This window comes from Acinetobacter sp. MYb10 (assembly GCF_002980175.2).
Lineage (GTDB): Bacteria > Pseudomonadota > Gammaproteobacteria > Pseudomonadales > Moraxellaceae > Acinetobacter > Acinetobacter guillouiae.
On record NZ_CP058272.1, the window covers coordinates 3,697,324 to 3,713,852 of the forward strand.

The window sequence follows — 16,529 nt, forward strand, 5'->3', positions numbered from 1 at the left end:
AGCTCGGTTTTGGCGGGTAAATTTATTCAATAGAGCCTAATAAACGTCACGACGATAACGACTATCTAAACGTAATTGTTCAACTGTGTCTTCTCCAAGGATATCAATTAAAGCAAGATCAACATCAGTTGCCATACCATTGATACTGCCACAGACATAGATCACCGCATCATTGGCCACCCATTTTTTCAGTTCTTCCGCTTGATCACGCAGTTTATGATGTACATAAATTTTTTCAGCTTGATCACGAGAGAAGGCTAAATCAATACGTTTTAGCATCGCTGTATTTTGCCAAGCTTGAATTGTATCTTTAAAGAAATAATCGTTTGCTTGTTGGCGTTCACCAAAAATCAACCAGTTTTCAGTATAGTCCATACGAACACGGGCATGAATCAAACTCATTAATCCCGCAATCCCGGTACCATTTCCGATACAGATAATCGGGCGGTTATCGGTAATTAAATGGAAAGATTCATTATTACGAATTCTTAACGCAATTTTATCACGCAATTGCACATGTTCTGTCAGCCAACCAGAACCGAGACCAAGCTCACCTTGAGGATTTTGTTGCTGACGAACCACCAAACGCAACACTTGCTGACTTGGAATACTGGCAATCGAATACTCACGAGTCGGTAGTGTAGGGAGTTGCTCAAGTAAATGTTCCATATTGGCAAAAGGTTCAACAGCAACAGTTAAATCGCGATTCCAAAGCGCTTCTTGAATACTTTGTTCGAGTGAATCCACTTTTGTTTCTGCATGAACTTGATATTTATCCAAGAACAATTGAATACGTTCTGGGCTATTTCCCGTTTGAATTTCAGCAATATCACCTGCTTGCCAAGCTGTATCATAACTGGCTTGTAATTCAAGATTAAATGCGGGTGCGCCTAAGCTGTTTGGATTGAGTAATTCTCGTTTTGTTAGACGCCATTGATCAAAAACTTTATCAATAGACATTGTTTGTAGATCGAGTTTTGTGGCTTTTGCTAAAGCATCATTCCAATGTTGGATATCTGCATTATTGCCATTGTTGACTTCAAGCGTAGCAAACAATTGTTGCGCACCAGAATGTTTTAACCATGCATCTATGCGATGCCCAAAGCTACAATAGGTCTCAGGATAGTCTTGTGAACCCAATGCTAGAACCGCATATTTTAAATGCGAAAGATCAAATGATGTAGCCATAAGCTTTTTCTCAAAGTGCGAGGCTAAGTCAGGTGCTTCACCTGTACCATAGGTACTTGCAATCAAGAGAATCTGTTTGGCTTGCTTGAGGTCATCTTCAGAGAGTTGTTGTACAGCTTTTACCGTTGTTGGCTGATGGGCTTCTTGTAGACTGGTTGAGGTGCGCCATGCCAATTGCTCAGACATTCCTGTTTGAGAGGCATAAGTAATTAACCAAGGTGTTGCATTTGGATCAATTTGAATTGCTGAACCCGCTTGTTTTGCAGCAAGCGTAAGTCGCTTTTGCTTACGACGTTTTAAATACAGCATCCATCCAGTAACAAAAAATAATGGCATTGCCAATGCCGCAAGCATTGCGATGAATTGAAAAACTGGGCCAAAGAAACTACCACGGTGTACAGGGAGCATACTTCCCATGATTTTTTCATTGAGTGGTTTGCTTTCGTATAAGTCTAATTTTTCAATTTGTGCAGTTTGATAGTTATAGGTTGCTTTATTTCGTGCACGCTCATGTTGTGGAATAGCATCAACAAAAGTGAGTTCAACTTTACCATCTGGCTTTTTAGGGATCGAAACAGTCAGTGTCGAATAGTCACGATTAATTTGAGCATTAAACCCATTCCATGTTTGAGTAAGTACATGTTGAATTTGTTCTGGTTTTAAACCTTCTTTATTCTCATGCTTATTTTCACGGTCTGGTTGTTGATGACCTGTCGTTTGATTTTGCTTTTCGCCACGTTGTTGTGGTTGTTGTTGAGGATTGCCAGAAGCCCCTTGACGTCCTTGACCTTCTCCACCGCGTGCCGCTTGCATTTCAGGCTGAGGTCGTTCAACCCCCATTACTTTAAACATACCATTACGCCACCAGTCATACGACCAATACAGCCCAGTACATGCTAAAAGTAAATAAAAGATCACCACCCATGTGCCGACTACAGCATGTAGATCCCAAAGAAAATTACGACCTTTGAGTTTAGGCTTAATGGCAAACCATTGTTTAAAAGAATGCTTTTTCGGCCAGCGTAAATAGAGGCCACTGAGTACAAAGAAAATTAACATCAAGGTACTGGCGCCAGTAATTTGTTTACCGACTTCACCGACAGTTAAGTTACGATGCAGTTGCTGTATAAATTGAAAAAAATCTTTGCCTTTCACTTCTGGAAGAACTTCGGCCGTGTAAGGGTTTACCATCATGGTATAACCTCTACGAGCGCCTTCTTTGACAATATTAATGTTTGAAGCTTCTTCAGCGGCTTTTGCGACAGTAATACTGTTGATCTTCATTTCAGGGTTTTGGGTTTGGAAATGTTGATAAATTTCAGCAGGCGTGAGTTTTGCCTGATTTTCAACTTTTACCGTGTAGCTGTCTGGGTTTAACCATCTTTGAATAGGTTGTTCATAAGAATAGATTGCACCAGTCACTCCCATAATTGAGAGAATTAAACCAGCTGTAATCCCTAGAAACCAGTGAATTTGAAAAAAAGTCTTTTTAAACATGGCAATGCAAAGGGCAGAATATTTTTGATAGCAAATTATAGCTGAATAAATCGGAGAGATAATGAATTTTGCAGATAATATTTATTCTCATTATCATTTTTATTAAAATAGCGAAGTACAAAAAAACCTCCAAAAATGGAGGCCTTTTAAAATTTTAAATTAAAGTGTCTTGGGTTCACCAACAACTTCTTTTAAATGTTTACGCAGTGTTTCAAAGGGGAAATTCTTGCTATCCATACGTTTAGGTAGAATATATGCGCCTTGTTGGCCTTTTACTTTAAAGTTTACCAGTAAGAATTCAGGGGTGTTGTACCATTCATAAATGTCTTTCCAAGCCACGGTTCCAACACCTTCTTGTACACCCATTTGTTGACGCATCACAATACCACTTGGCTGCACCCCTAATTTTACACCTTTGATTTCCTGAACTGGAAATTCATTCATCTTGCGTTTTACATACCATTCAAGACCGAACTTGCGAACCAAAAGATAGATGGCAACTGCAGCAAGAACCACCCAAAAAATAATGGTTGAATAGTTTTTAATTAAAGCGATGCCAAGTAATGAGAGTACCACTGCTACACCCATGATTGCCCAAGCTTTAATCCCAATTTTATTGGTACTACGCCAAATTGCAAGTTGAGCGCCGCGTTGTTCGGCTTCCGAAACTTCGTACGGAACAGGTTGTAAGGTATAAGCGTAAATATTCTTGGCAGTCATAGTGTCAGTAATGTATGTAAATCTAGTCAGAGTTTAGCACTAAATCTCAAGATTTAGTGCACCTATTGTACCAAATAACGATGCAATTTTGATGCAGATTTATAAAGAAGCCAATTCAGTAGATTGATCATCTCGTTCATGGCTTAAATTCTGTTTCAAGCTACTTAGTTGCTTTAAAATACTGAACATTAATGACAATTGTTGAAGAATAATGAGTGATTTAGAGTCTTCTGACTCGGATTGGCTTAAACGGGTACGAATGGCTTTCAACATATTGTGCGCGGTTAAATCAGGCATTTCATCCCGTAATAAAGCCCCAGAGATATCATCTAAAGCTTGATCCAATAAATTAAGCACCTGTTGGTCTTTCACTTGCTCACGATGTGCGCCGAGTGCTGCGATATAGCTAAGAAAGGTATGATTTAGACATAAGAACTCAAAAGCTAAGCTTTTTTGACTTGGGTCAAAATCTGGTTCAGTGGCAAGGGTTGAAATCAGTGAGGCAACATCTGCATCCCGATTATGTGCAGCACGGCGAACAATTCGATACTCTAAACTATTATTGCGTCCCTGATGATATTGAGCGACTACATTTGCCAAATAATTGCATTGAGCTTCCAGTGAGCGTTGAATGGTGCGGGGTAAACGACGGAACTTCCAGTCAGGGAAAATAAAGCTGACACCGAACCAGGCGAGGGCACAGCCAATCACTGTATCAATCATACGAGGTAGCGCTGCCTCATAGCCAAGCCCATCCAAGTTAAAATTGATCAGCGCCATGATGGTAATAAAGGCAGTGGCTTGGGCATATTGTTTACTGCGTAAATCAAAAAACAATACACCACTGAGTACGAGTAATAAGAGTTGTCCTTCAATAGAGGGCACAAAATACAAAATTGCATAGCCTAAAATAATGCCGCCTAATGTTCCAATAATCCGTAATCTTAAACGTCGTTTGGTCGCATTAAAGTTCGGTTGGCTGACAAACAGTGCGGTTAATAGAATCCAGTAACCATATTCAATATTGGTGAGTTGCACAAAAACATAGCCAATAAACAAAACAATCGAAACACGAATTGCATGTCTAAAAAGTACAGACTCGGGAGTTAAATTTTGTTTGATTCGAATGACAATATCATCCCAACCTTTGAGGTCATCATCTTTAAGTTGGTTTTCGAAATTTTTACTTTGATCGTATTTTATATGCCGTTCAGTTTCGAGATTTTGTAATTGGGCATCAATCGACTTTAAGTTTTGATAAAGTGCAAACAATGAGTTGATCCAAATTAAGTCATAATTTTCTTCTTTTTTGAGTTTATCCAGCGAGTATCTGAGGTTTTTAAAAGCATGCTCAAAACGGACATTATGCTGGTAGGTGGTGCGGTGTAAGATACTATCGCTTAGATCCTTACAGGCTTTGCCTTGCAGCGCTAAAATACGTTGAAAACGAAATAATACATCACTATGTTCAAACATTTTGGCCAGCTTTTGATAATCAATATGTGCTGAATCGGCCCGTTCATGAATATCTTGTGCAACAAAGTAATATTGTAAACTACGACGTGTATCACGTTGTCCTCGGTCACCCTTTAAACGCGTCAACAAGGCGGTACGCATATCATTAAAAATGCTGATGAGCTGCCCATTTTCCATAGACAAACTAATCATACTGTCTTGATAGCTGGTTGGTGTCATATCGACATCAAACAAATTGGATTTGGAAAATAGAAAATTACCTAATGATGAAAAACATTGAGACAGCTTGTCTTGAACTTGCCGTACTGGGAACAGTAAAAAACTGATGGTTGAAATAACCCCATACCAAATTGCACCAACCACCAATAGACTTGGCTGGATATACCATTGATCAAATAAATGCACCCCAAGCATGGAATACACAGAAACCACCAGACAGCCATAAGAAATGGTGGCATAGCGACGTCCCAAAGAACCCAATAAAATCCAACCGATACAAGAAACAATCAACCCTAAGGCAAACAGAATAGGGTAAGGAAAGAGCAGGCTCACTGAGGCAGCGGTGATAAAGAATCCGATATAGGTATAGATCAAATTCATGATACGTACAGAGAAGCGATCGTCTATATCACTGAGACCTGCTGCAACCACCCCTAAGGTGAGTGGAATGGTCATTAACTGCTGTCCCAACAGATAAGGTACAAATGCAGTCCCTGTAAAGGCAATGATCATTCTCAAGTTATACATGAAACTTGTGTTGTAGGTTGCTTTTCTGAGTTTTAACAGCCAAGTGTTCAAAGGAAATCCTTGTTAAATCAATAGGGTGTTATTTACTTGGGAAATGCGATTTGGCTTATATGACTTTTCACTTATCTTTGTGACAAATCATACAATGGACAGTGTAAACTTGTCTGCAACATTCCTTATCAAATTATAAACCATCTATGTCTGAAAAAAACGTTGGTCAGCAGTATTCAACGGGCTGGATTATGCTTTTGGCTTTATTTACTTCTTTGGGTCCATTATCCATTGATATGTATTTGCCGGCATTACCACAAATGGCGCAAGATTTTAATGTGACGACCCAGCAAGTCGCCAATACCTTGCCGGCGTATTTTTTTGGTCTTGCTGTTGGTCAATTGATTTATGGTCCAATCAGTGACCGTATTGGGCGTAAGAAACCGCTTTATTTTGGTATGACCTTGTTTGCTTTTGCCAGCTTGTTGTGTGTTTTAGCACCTGATCATTGGTCATTGATTGCCGCACGCGTTTTACAAGCCTTGGGGGGCTGTGTGGGTGTGGTGATGGCACGGGCTGCAATTCGAGACCGTTTAGATGTGCAAGGTTCAGCACAAGCTTTTTCCAGTATGATGATTGTGATGGGGATTGCCCCAATTCTTGCTCCAACCTTGGGTGCAGCCATTCTACAATTCTTTAGTTGGCAAGGTGTCTTTATTGCCTTGTTTGTGATTGGTCTGTTTTGCTTATTTTGTGTACATTTTTTATTTAAGGAAACACTCGCACCAGAACGTAGGCTGCGTCTCAACTTTAAACAAGTTTTTATTTTATATGCTGCTATTTTTAAAGATCGAAGCTTTCGCTTTCCGATGTTGGCAGGTTGCTTTACTGGTGCAGCACTATTTTGTTATATCAGTTCCGCGGCAGCAGTGTTGATGGATGGTTATCATTTAACTCAGCAACAGTTTGCTATTGCCTTTGGTTTTAATGCTTTTGGTATCATTTTACTGTCTTCTATCAATAAGCGTTTAGCCAACAAACTCTCGGTGATCCTGCGGTTAAAAATTGGTGGTTTGATTCAAGTCACAGGTGGGCTGATTATTGTCAGCGCAGGTTTCATGTCTGATGCACCATTGGCGATTGTCATGTTGGGCTTATTTTTCTCTGTTTCAGGGATTGGTTTTACTGGACCGAATGCGATGGCATTGGCGATGTCTGAACAAGGCTCAAGAGCAGGAACTGCAAGTGCAATTATGGGCAGTATGCAATTTGCGTGTGGTCTATTGGGGGGTGTGGTATTGAATTTTCTCATATGGAATCATTTATTAAATATGGGAATTTTGATGTTGGCTTTTACTGTGGCTGGATTTATGGCAATTTTAAAAGTGGCTCAACAGTTCAAGATGAAACAAATTTAAGCTTATATCGATACTGAACAAGAGATCGTCTTGTTTATTTACAAGACAAAAGTGAATTTTGTTTTATTGAATCAAAGACGATCTGTATTTTTTATTCAAGTATGAGGAAATTGACAGGTTCTAAGAGATTGTATTGTTAGAACAAGTACGCGATACACATACACGCGGTCAAAGCAGAAACGATAAAAACACAAACGCCAGAAAAACAAAAGCCGACGATTCGAGTGATGAGTAAATCGTCGGCCAAAATACTTCGTTATAAAGATTCAGGCTGCTAAGTTGAATCTTAAGAAGCATAAGTTTTTAGTTTCTCTGAGAGAAGGTCTCCAAATTTCTTTGCGGATGCCGTGCAATCAATTTGGTTGCTGCAGACCTTATACTTATATAACGACAACAGTTTCAAATTGGTTGACAAGAAAATGAAAAAAAGTTGAAAAAAAATTATAATATTGTTCTTTATGCAATCTAGGCTGTCGTCATGGTGTCTTTAAACAAATATTTTTTGTGGTTTTTGCTGCTTTGTTTAGTCTTGACCATGGTTGCAGGTGTATTGGCTGCATTATTGCCCAATGAAATTGCTGGCGTGTTAACCGCAATACCTTATCTGATCGCGATGATTATTGTGTTATATCGTTTTCTCAAACAACAACGCCGTGCGCCTACAGACCAAGAGCGTAAAAAACTGACCCTTGGTTATACTGCAATATTTTGGGGCTATAATTTACTTGGGGTATTTGCGGGTGTTTGGTTTTTTTCTCAAAATGATCCAGAAGTGTGGAAAACTTTTGTGATGTATCTGCAAAATACTCAATTTTTGCTCACTGCATTGATCATGTTGTTGATGTTGGCAATCCCTTTATATTTAATTACCTATTGGTTTTATGGAAAGCAAGCGCAGCGTATGGCAGCTAAAATGTTTGGTCAATGATCTGTTTAAATTGTTGACTTTACTTTGAGAAATCAAAGTCATTGATGAAATCTGTATCAATACAAATAATCAAAAAATAAATCTTATTTTTAAGCTATGGATATGCTGTTAGTGTACGAACATATCCATAAATTCGCGTAATTCTTGAATGGCAATTTCAATGTCTGTGGTTAACCATGTTGGTTCAAAGATCCCTGCATAATGTTCTAAACGATCTTGAGGAACAACAAGTCGTATCGGGCAGTCTTCTTCAAGTAAACGCCATGGTACGATTGGAACTTCATTATCCAGAAATGGTACGACATTGCGAATATCAATAATCATTGCATTGACACATTCTGGGAACGGCATGACCGACAATTCATCTGTACGGCGACGGAAATACTCTAAATCGCCCCATTTTAGAATATAACTTGGCTTGTTAAATTCAATAATTCCAATGAGATGATCATCTCTTGAAGTATGTGTGAAGCATTGATGCGTGACATCAGTGTCCAAGTCCAACTCGACACTTTGTCGTTGATAAGCCATATCTACAATAGCCAAAAAATGGGGTACATATTATAGCTCATTTATCTATCAAGAACTGCTCGAATTAAAATTTACTTTTGCTTAAAATATTTTTACACACAGATCACAAATAGCCTGTTAGTATAAAAATACATCAATTCGATGGAGGTGGACGTCATGAAACACGATTTCAATAAACCATCTTATGTAACAAGTACTGAAGATATAACGCATAAGAATCGCTTACCCATTTATATGCTTATTCTTGTGGGGTTATTTCTTGTTTCCTTGCTTGTTTACATGATCGCCGATTGGGTTTAATCCCATATATCATCTATAAAGATTATATTGATCAGACAAACTCTAGCTGCAAAGCTGGAGTTTTTCATTTTTGCATGCTTTTGTTGTATTTATGCAGTTAAATTTGCTCGTTATATAAGCAATAGATAAAGTAGAAGAGTAATTCATCAAGTATCCAATTCAAATAAAGAATGTTGCTTAAAGTCATTTGAGCACACTCAGATTGTTATAAATCTATAACTTGAGGAAATAAAAATGAATGAAATTTTACAAACAAGGGGGAGATTTGATGCCATGTATTATTGGGATCAATTCCACCCGATTCTCGCCGCTGTTGCCATCCTTATTGTGGGATGGATTATTGCACTGATTGTTGCAGCAGGAATTAAAAAAATCCTAGAAAAACTAGGTACAAATACAAAATTGTCTTCAGCAACAGGTCATCGTTCAAATATTGAAAGTATTCTTTCTCGAATTGTTTTTTGGGTGGTGATGGTGATCGCGGTGATTGGTGCATTAAATGTGCTGAATCTTACCAGCGTAAGCAGCCCATTTAGTTTGATGATTCAGCAATTCTTATTGTTTATTCCACAATTACTGGCTGCCGTGGCCATCGGGTTTATCGGCTGGATTGTGGCAAATCTGGTTAAAGTCGGCTTAAAAAAAGCCTTGGATCGGACTCAACTTGATGAAAAATTAAGTGCCGATGTTGGGGTCAGTCCGATCAGTCAGAATATCGCTGATATTGTGTACTGGCTAATTTTATTGCTGTTCCTACCAATTGTATTATCAATTTTAGGTTTGCAAGGCTTATTGCTTCCAGTGCAGAACATGCTGAATGAGGCAGTCTCTTATATACCAAATATTTTCATTGCGGGTGTCATCGTTTTTGTCGGTTATATCTTGGCAAAAATCCTGCGCGGGATTGTTGAGGGTTTAATCAACAGTCTAAATTTACAAACCCAAATAGAAAAAGTAGGGCTATTTAAAAACTCAAACCAAGGTTTAGCGAAGTTTTTAGGCTCTTTTGTTTTTGCCGTTGTCATGATTACTGCGTTAATTGTGGCTTTTGAAGCACTTGGTATACAGGCTATTTCACAACCAGCAACCGCAATGCTGGGTGAAATCATGTATGCAATTCCACATATTATTGCAGCCGGATTAATTTTAATTGTGGCCTATGTGGTGTCTCGTTTTGTGGGGCGTTTGGTTTCAGAAGTTGTAGCTGGAACAGGTGTTGATGAAATTCCTGCAAAATTAGATTTGCAACGCTTTTTAGGTGACACGAAAGTTTCTTGTATCATTGGTTATCTGATTGTTTTCTTTACCATGTTATTTGCTGTTTCCGAAGCGGCAAATCGACTGGGCTTTGAGCAAGTTAGTCATTTGATTTCAATGTTTATTTACTTTGGTGCCAACATTTTGTTAGGCGCAGTGATTTTGGTGATCGGTTTCTGGTTGGCCAATATCGTGGCGAATGTGGTACAGCGTGGTGAGTACAATAGCTCAAGATGGTTAGGCAACTTGGTTCGTGTTTTGATCATGGGGCTGGTGATTGCAATGGGTTTAAAAGCCATGGGAATTGCCGATTCGATCGTTAATCTTGCTTTTGGCTTAACCTTGGGTTCTGTGGCAGTTGCTTTTGCATTGGCCTTTGGTCTAGGTGGACGTCAACCTGCAGAACGCGTTTTAACGGATTTAATCGATAAAGCTAAGAAAGAGGCAAATCAACCGAATCCATTAAAGCAAGAAAATACTTATTCATCACAGCCAAGTGGTACAGACGCTACGCAAGTAACCGCGGATACCCCTGCGATTGAAAATGAGTACAAGTCACTTACTGATTCATTGAAACAGGACAAAGATGACCCGAATTAACATTTAAATTCTTTTAAAGATCGATCAGGATTGATGCTTGATCGATCTTTTTATTTTTAGGTCAAAAGTGAGAGGGAATAGAGATGTCTAAGAAAAAGCCAAATAATTTCATTGCACCCATTGTGATTGCAGGAATCACTGTAGGGTTTTTAGCAAGTGCTTATAAATTTGTGTTTGCAAAACCGAAAAAGCAATCATCCGAAATTGTTAAGCAACAACATGAATCTAAAAACAAATCTCAAGAGTGATTGTGTTTGCAAAGCATGAATTTTATCGGTTTTTTATAGAAAACAGATAGACATCAGATGATTTATTGTCTAGATTGAATGGGTGAATATGTAGGCAATATAAAACACACTCATCTGATAAATATCATTTTCAAAGGAATTGAAATGAAGATCATCTATTTTTTACACAAAATTCATCAGTCGTTATTTGCAAAAAACCATGATCTAAAGTCGATGGATTTGGCGATTCAACGTGTGACCCAGAAGCAGCAAATCCAGAACCAACTTATCTTATTTAAAACAGATTATCTGGAATAAGCTTTCTATTAGACTTCTTTCATACGTCCTTTTTAAAACCATAAATCAACATAAAAGCGCCCTCATCCTAGCCTTCTCCCAGCGAGAGAAGGCACTTTCATAATACCCATATGATTCACTCCACATGATCATTTTTTGATTTATGAAAGATCTTTATTGATCAGTTTAAATTAAACATATTCTGAAGCAGCATGTGCTGAAGCCCATGCCCACTGAAAATTAAACCCGCCTAAATGACCAGTTACATCTAAGATCTCACCTATAAAAAATAAACCTTTTTGTTTTTTACTTTCCATGGTTTTTGATGAAACTTCAGTGGTGTCGACACCGCCTAAAGTGACTTCTGCAGTCCGATAGCCTTCAGTACCAGAGGGTTTGACTTCAAATTGCTGTAATTTATTGGCAATCGTTTCAAGTTTTTCATCACTTAATTGCCCAATCGCCGTTTCAGCCCACTCGGACCAAATGAGATTTTGTAGTTCAATCACCACACTTTTCGGTAAAAGTTCAGTCAGTAAGGTTCTGATTAACACCTTAGGTTGGCTTTGCTTTTTGCGCTTTAAAAAATCAAACAGCTCAAGACTTGGTAAAAAGTTAATATGGAATGCTTGCCCTGCATTCCAATAATTTGAAAGTTGTAATGAGCTTGGACCACTTAAGCCACGATGTGTAAACAACAATGCTTCAGTAAATGCGATCAGCTCGTTAGATAGCGTTGCTTCAACCGCATTGCCGCTTAAACGAGTGGTAACTTCTTTAAATTGATCTGAAAAAGTGAAGGGAACTAAACCTGCGCGTGTAGGATAGATGTGGTGACCAAATTGTTTGGCAATCTCATAGCCGATGCCAGAGCCACCCAATGTTGGAATAGATAAGCCTCCTGATGCAACAACTACAGATTCAGCCTGAAAATAGCCTAAATTGGTGGCGACTTGAAAAGTCTGATCGTCAACCGTGTTAATCGCTTTGACTTCACAACTGGTTTTAATCTCAACATGATGTGTTTTTTCACATTCGTTGAGCAGCATGCTTAAGATTTCTTTTGCGCCATTTAAGGTAAACAGTTGTCCATGTTTGCGTTCTTCATAGTCAATGCCATATTCACAGACCATCCCAATAAAGTCCCAATTGGTATAACGCGTCAGGGCAGAGATGACAAAATGTGGGTTATGTGAAATAAAATTTTCAGGCTCAACATAAAGATTGGTGAAGTTACATTTACCACCACCTGACATGAGGATTTTTTTACCAATTTTATTGGCTTTCTCAACCACTAAGACTTTACGACCACGGGCAGCTGCTTTTGCCGCAAGCATTAAACCTGAAGCACCTGCGCCGAGGACAATCACATCATATTGGTTAGAAGACATATCACACTCATGGAAACTTTGAGCAGGGGATTATAGACAAATTTAAAGTAATTTTCAGGACAATTATAAATAGGTAGGGTTTAGCTACGTCCTTGCAAGCCACCACTATGCAGGATCAAGATTTTTGCATTTTCTTTAAAGTAACCTTTTGAAATTAAATCAAAAATCCCATAAAACATTTTCCCAGTATAAATCTGTTCAAGCGGAATGCGATATTGCTGCTCAAAGTTGTTTATAAAGCTAAGTAATTCAGCAGTGGTTTTGGCATAGCCTCCAAAACAATAATCATCCAGTATTTTCCAATTGCTTTTATGGGTGAGTTGACTGACATCTTGTTGTAAAAAATCACCTTTAAGTGCTGAAAATCCTAAAATTTCCTGCTGTGGTGAACTGGCGTTAATCAGCCCAGTGATTGTGCCACCTGTTCCTACCGCACAGCAAATCACATCATAATGATTTAAATCTTCTGTCGTTAAAATTTCCTGACAACCTTGTATAGCAAGCTCATTGGTTCCACCTTCAGGAATAATATAAGTGTTTGGATAATGTTGTGTTAATTCATCGATCCAGTCATGATTATTTTTTTGTCTATATTTTTCACGTGAAACAAAAACTAGCTGCATACCCAATTGTTGTGCTGTTGTCAGGGTTGGGTTGAGTGGTTTATGCGCTAACTCCTCGCCCCGAATGATCCCGATGCTTTTAAATCCAAATAACTGTGCTGCATAGGCTGTGGCAGCGATATGATTGGAATAAGCACCACCGAACGTCAGAATCTGTTTTAGGCCAAGCTGACGTGCTTCAATCAAATTATATTTGAGTTTAAAAAATTTATTGCCAGAAATTTGTGGATGGATTAGATCAAGCCGTTTAACTGTAAGTTGAACAGATCCAGCAAAATCTAAACTTTGGTAGGGAATAGTTTGGGCAATATGATCAAACATGCTGATTTTTTAACTGAATGGGTGTGTATGAGTAGCTTTGACTTAAGCCTGTTCAAGATATTCTAATCAAACCTGTAAAACAAGACAGGTTTGATTGAGTTTCATGTCTATTATTGGGGATAAATTTCTAGGTTTTAACTCAAGCTTTTCACTTAGGCGGATCATTGAGTGCTGGTATCGACGGAAGTCACTACAGACATCCCGGGTCGTAAAAATTCTAAACCTTTTTGATTGGGATCAATGGCGATCCGCACAGAAATACGCTGCACGACCTTGGTAAAATTACCTGTGGTGTTGTCAGGCTTAAGCACACTAAACTCAGCACCAGCAGCAGGTGAAATCTGTTCAATACGGCCAGTAAATTTTTGATGTTTCATGGCATCTACAGTAAATGTTGCTTTTTGCCCGATGTGCATATCGGCAATTTGTGTTTCTTTGAAATTGGCAATTACCCAAGTTTGTTGCGGAATCAGATACATTAACTGGGTTCCAGCTGCAACATATTGTCCCACACGCGGAGTGACTTCGCCCAACTGTCCATCCATCGGTGCTGCAATCACGCTGTAGTCTTTTGTCGTTACCGCTTGATCAAATTGTGCCTTGGCATTGGTGACTTGTGCTTTTAAGCCCGATTGAGCCACTTGAGCTGTTTTTAATGCTTCTTGAGCAACCAATACATTGGCTTCCGCTTGTTTGAGTAAGGCTAAATTATTTTTTACATCCGCAGCCGCTTTGTCTTGTTCTGTTTTAGAGGTTGCGCCAGTATTTCCCAATTGTTGATAACGATTGAGTTGTGCTGTTGAAAGTTCATAACTTGCTTTGGCTTGTTCAACTTTGGCTTGTGCAGCCACAATATCTGCTTTGCGTTGTTCAATCGCTTGGGTTTGATTGGCTAAAGTGGTATTGGCCTGATCAACACCCGCTTCAGCCTGAGTCACTTTCTGATCATAGGTTGTGGTATCAATATGCATTAACGGCTGACCCTTTTTGACATGGTCAAAATCAGTCACCAATACATCTTTGACATAACCATTGATTTGAGAAGATAAAACTGTGGTTCTGCCTTTGATATAACTATTGTCGGTGGATTCTATGCTGCTATCAAAAGGGCCAATTTTCCATGCGCGCATAATCACAGCAATCCCCACCAACAAGACCAAGAGCATCAACAGCAATGTTCTTTTTGCAGTTGGAATAAGCTTACTGGATGGTGGTGGCGCTGCTGCTGTTGCAGGTGCTTGTGGTGGTGTAACTGCTGCTTGCTCTGTTGGTTTTTGATCTTGCGACATAAGAATTCTCAAATATTTTTTAATACATAGCGTGACATCATGGATCATCTGATTTCGGAATAGCCTGAGATCTGTCTAACTGCTATTGAGGACCTGTTGCTGTTTTTTGAGTTGATAGCGTGTCCAAGCAATATTAAAACTACTCCAAATCAACAGTAAAATGGCGAAAATTCCATTTAATGCAATCACATCATTATAGGCACGCACTTGCGCTTCTCGTGTCACAATCTGGTTTAAATTGCGATAAGCTTGGTTCTGTTCGAGTGATGCATCTAAAGTATATTTATTGGCTGCTTGCTGATAGGCTGCAAGTCGTTGCACCACCAATGGATCAGTTGGTGACAAGTCACTGACAATTTCAGCCCGATAATTTTGGGTGCGTAATTGTTGATAGGTTGAAAAGAATGAATTTCCAATTAAACCACCAAAGCTTTGTGTTGCAGAGAACAACACCACAAAAGTGACCATGTGTGATGGACCTTTTTGTAAGGCATTAATAATCCCTGTCAGCAACAATGGTCCGATAAACATACCACTGGCAAAGCCAACGATAAATTGGCTGCGGTAAAAATTCACAGGTCGTACATCACTGGTGAGGTGATAGTCTAGAGCGCAGGCGATAAGAACCAAGACCACAGCACTGACCAAGTGCCATGAGATGCGCTCTCTTTTAAAGGTCATGGCGCTAAAAACAGTGCCGAGCACAATGCCAAGAAAAATCACGCTATACAAGGTAACGAACTGATCAGGTCCCATGCCCATGGTTTTTAAAAAGTTAACAGCTGCGTAACTTTGCTCAGACATGAGCAAGCGAATCGCCAACGCACCAAACACAAATTTAAGTGTGGTGGCTGAACCTAGCCAACGGGTAATGATAAGAGGATTGACACGGTAATGTTCATAAGTCAGTCCGATAATAATAAGACTGAATCCTGCAATTAAGGCATACCCTAACCATTTGACTTCAAACCACCAAAGGATTGGGCCTTGGGTCAGGACGATACATAGCAGGGCAAAACCAGGTGCGAGTAAGGCAAAAGTAAAGAAATCCTGTTTTTCAAAGACTTCGATTCTTAAGCTACGCGGCAGTTTTAAAGAAACCACCATAGCCAAACAACATATCGCTAAACCCAACTCAAAGGTATAGAGCACAATCCAGTCATTTACATCGACCAGAGAAGGGGAAATGATCCATGCCAGTGGGATACCCAATTGCTGAAAGCCCAGTGCGAGATAAATTCCTCGTCCAAAGTTTTCTCGTTTAAAGGCCTGCATGATGTAGTACATGCCTAAAGAACTCAGGGGAGCGGCAACCAAACCGCTGATCACACGGACAAACAATGCCATTTCAAAGGTGTGCACAAAGATATGCAGCACCAACACACAAATAAAAAGCACTAAACCAATTTCAGAAAAAAGCCGTAACCCATATTGTTGCCGAGCTTTAAACAGAATCATGTTGGAACTAATATTTGCCATCACATAAGCTGCGGGAATCCATGCAGCCTCTGAAGGCGTTAGCGAGTATTCACCCTGAATAAGTGGTAAATTTGCGGTAATAAAACCATTACTTAAACTGCCTGAGATTGCAACAAACAGGCCAATAAAAAAATAAATCAGCTTTTTATGTGTTGGATGTGCAATAGCCGCAGGTGAGCCTGGTAATGTTGGACGTTCTTCAGGTGTCCAATCTGGGGCAGGTTCAAGTAAACGTGGCGATTTATCCAT

General features: G+C 39.2%; 13 protein-coding genes. 5 read left to right on the forward strand and 8 right to left on the reverse strand.

The window, feature by feature from the left end; genetic code table 11:
* Positions 1–36 precede the first annotated feature (36 nt).
* The 3 genes from CQZ96_RS17380 to yccS all read right to left on the reverse strand — a co-directional run bounded on the left by CQZ96_RS17380 (position 37) and on the right by yccS (position 5,679).
* Positions 37–2,685 carry a PepSY domain-containing protein gene (locus CQZ96_RS17380; RefSeq protein ID WP_105714349.1) on the reverse strand — a complete coding sequence of 883 codons (2,649 nt, stop codon included), beginning with the start codon at positions 2,683–2,685 and terminating at the stop codon, positions 37–39.
* A 159-nt stretch (positions 2,686–2,844) separates the two neighbouring features.
* The gene (locus CQZ96_RS17385; RefSeq protein WP_004723779.1) at positions 2,845–3,405 is read right to left on the reverse strand and encodes a YcxB family protein; all 561 of its coding nucleotides are present in this window, start codon (positions 3,403–3,405) and stop codon (positions 2,845–2,847) included.
* Between the two features lie 99 nt (positions 3,406–3,504).
* Positions 3,505–5,679 carry a YccS family putative transporter gene (gene yccS, locus CQZ96_RS17390; protein ID WP_081401077.1) on the reverse strand — a complete coding sequence of 725 codons (2,175 nt, stop codon included), beginning with the start codon at positions 5,677–5,679 and terminating at the stop codon, positions 3,505–3,507.
* Positions 5,680–5,825: 146 nt separating this feature from the next.
* Between yccS and CQZ96_RS17395 the strand changes: the two genes are divergently transcribed.
* Together CQZ96_RS17395 and CQZ96_RS17400 are read left to right on the forward strand one after the other, a co-directional pair.
* On the forward strand, positions 5,826–7,037 hold the full coding sequence (locus tag CQZ96_RS17395) for a multidrug effflux MFS transporter (protein ID WP_105714348.1): 1,212 nt from the start codon (positions 5,826–5,828) through the stop codon (positions 7,035–7,037).
* A 478-nt stretch (positions 7,038–7,515) separates the two neighbouring features.
* Positions 7,516–7,965, forward strand: coding sequence for an ABZJ_00895 family protein (locus tag CQZ96_RS17400; protein ID WP_105714347.1), 450 nt, complete (start codon positions 7,516–7,518; stop codon positions 7,963–7,965).
* Positions 7,966–8,073: 108 nt separating this feature from the next.
* Here CQZ96_RS17400 and CQZ96_RS17405 read toward each other — a convergent pair whose 3' ends face one another.
* Complete coding sequence (locus tag CQZ96_RS17405) at positions 8,074–8,496, reverse strand: hypothetical protein (RefSeq protein ID WP_105714346.1); 423 nt, start codon at positions 8,494–8,496, stop codon at positions 8,074–8,076.
* A gap of 534 nt (positions 8,497–9,030) precedes the next feature.
* Between CQZ96_RS17405 and CQZ96_RS17410 the strand changes: the two genes are divergently transcribed.
* The 3 genes from CQZ96_RS17410 to CQZ96_RS17420 all read left to right on the forward strand — a co-directional run bounded on the left by CQZ96_RS17410 (position 9,031) and on the right by CQZ96_RS17420 (position 11,198).
* A complete protein-coding gene (locus CQZ96_RS17410) occupies positions 9,031–10,653 on the forward strand; it encodes a mechanosensitive ion channel (protein WP_004723768.1) in 1,623 nt (540 codons plus the stop codon).
* An 83-nt stretch (positions 10,654–10,736) separates the two neighbouring features.
* Positions 10,737–10,901, forward strand: coding sequence for a hypothetical protein (locus tag CQZ96_RS17415; protein ID WP_171287947.1), 165 nt, complete (start codon positions 10,737–10,739; stop codon positions 10,899–10,901).
* A 144-nt stretch (positions 10,902–11,045) separates the two neighbouring features.
* Entirely contained in the window at positions 11,046–11,198 is a 153-nt protein-coding gene (locus CQZ96_RS17420; RefSeq protein ID WP_004723764.1) for a hypothetical protein, read from the forward strand.
* A gap of 170 nt (positions 11,199–11,368) precedes the next feature.
* Here the strand turns inward: CQZ96_RS17420 and CQZ96_RS17425 are convergent, their stop codons facing one another.
* The 4 genes from CQZ96_RS17425 to CQZ96_RS17440 form a co-directional block, all read right to left on the reverse strand.
* Positions 11,369–12,568, reverse strand: a complete 1,200-nt coding sequence (locus tag CQZ96_RS17425) for an NAD(P)/FAD-dependent oxidoreductase (RefSeq protein ID WP_004817673.1) — start codon at positions 12,566–12,568, stop codon at positions 11,369–11,371.
* 80 nt (positions 12,569–12,648) lie between these two features.
* Positions 12,649–13,512 (reverse strand): 1-aminocyclopropane-1-carboxylate deaminase/D-cysteine desulfhydrase, encoded by an 864-nt coding sequence (locus CQZ96_RS17430; protein WP_105714345.1) that lies wholly within the window; start codon positions 13,510–13,512, stop codon positions 12,649–12,651.
* Positions 13,513–13,673: 161 nt separating this feature from the next.
* Positions 13,674–14,801, reverse strand: coding sequence for an HlyD family secretion protein (locus CQZ96_RS17435; protein WP_034613784.1), 1,128 nt, complete (start codon positions 14,799–14,801; stop codon positions 13,674–13,676).
* Positions 14,802–14,876: 75 nt separating this feature from the next.
* Entirely contained in the window at positions 14,877–16,529 is a 1,653-nt protein-coding gene (locus CQZ96_RS17440) for an MFS transporter (RefSeq protein WP_105714344.1), read from the reverse strand.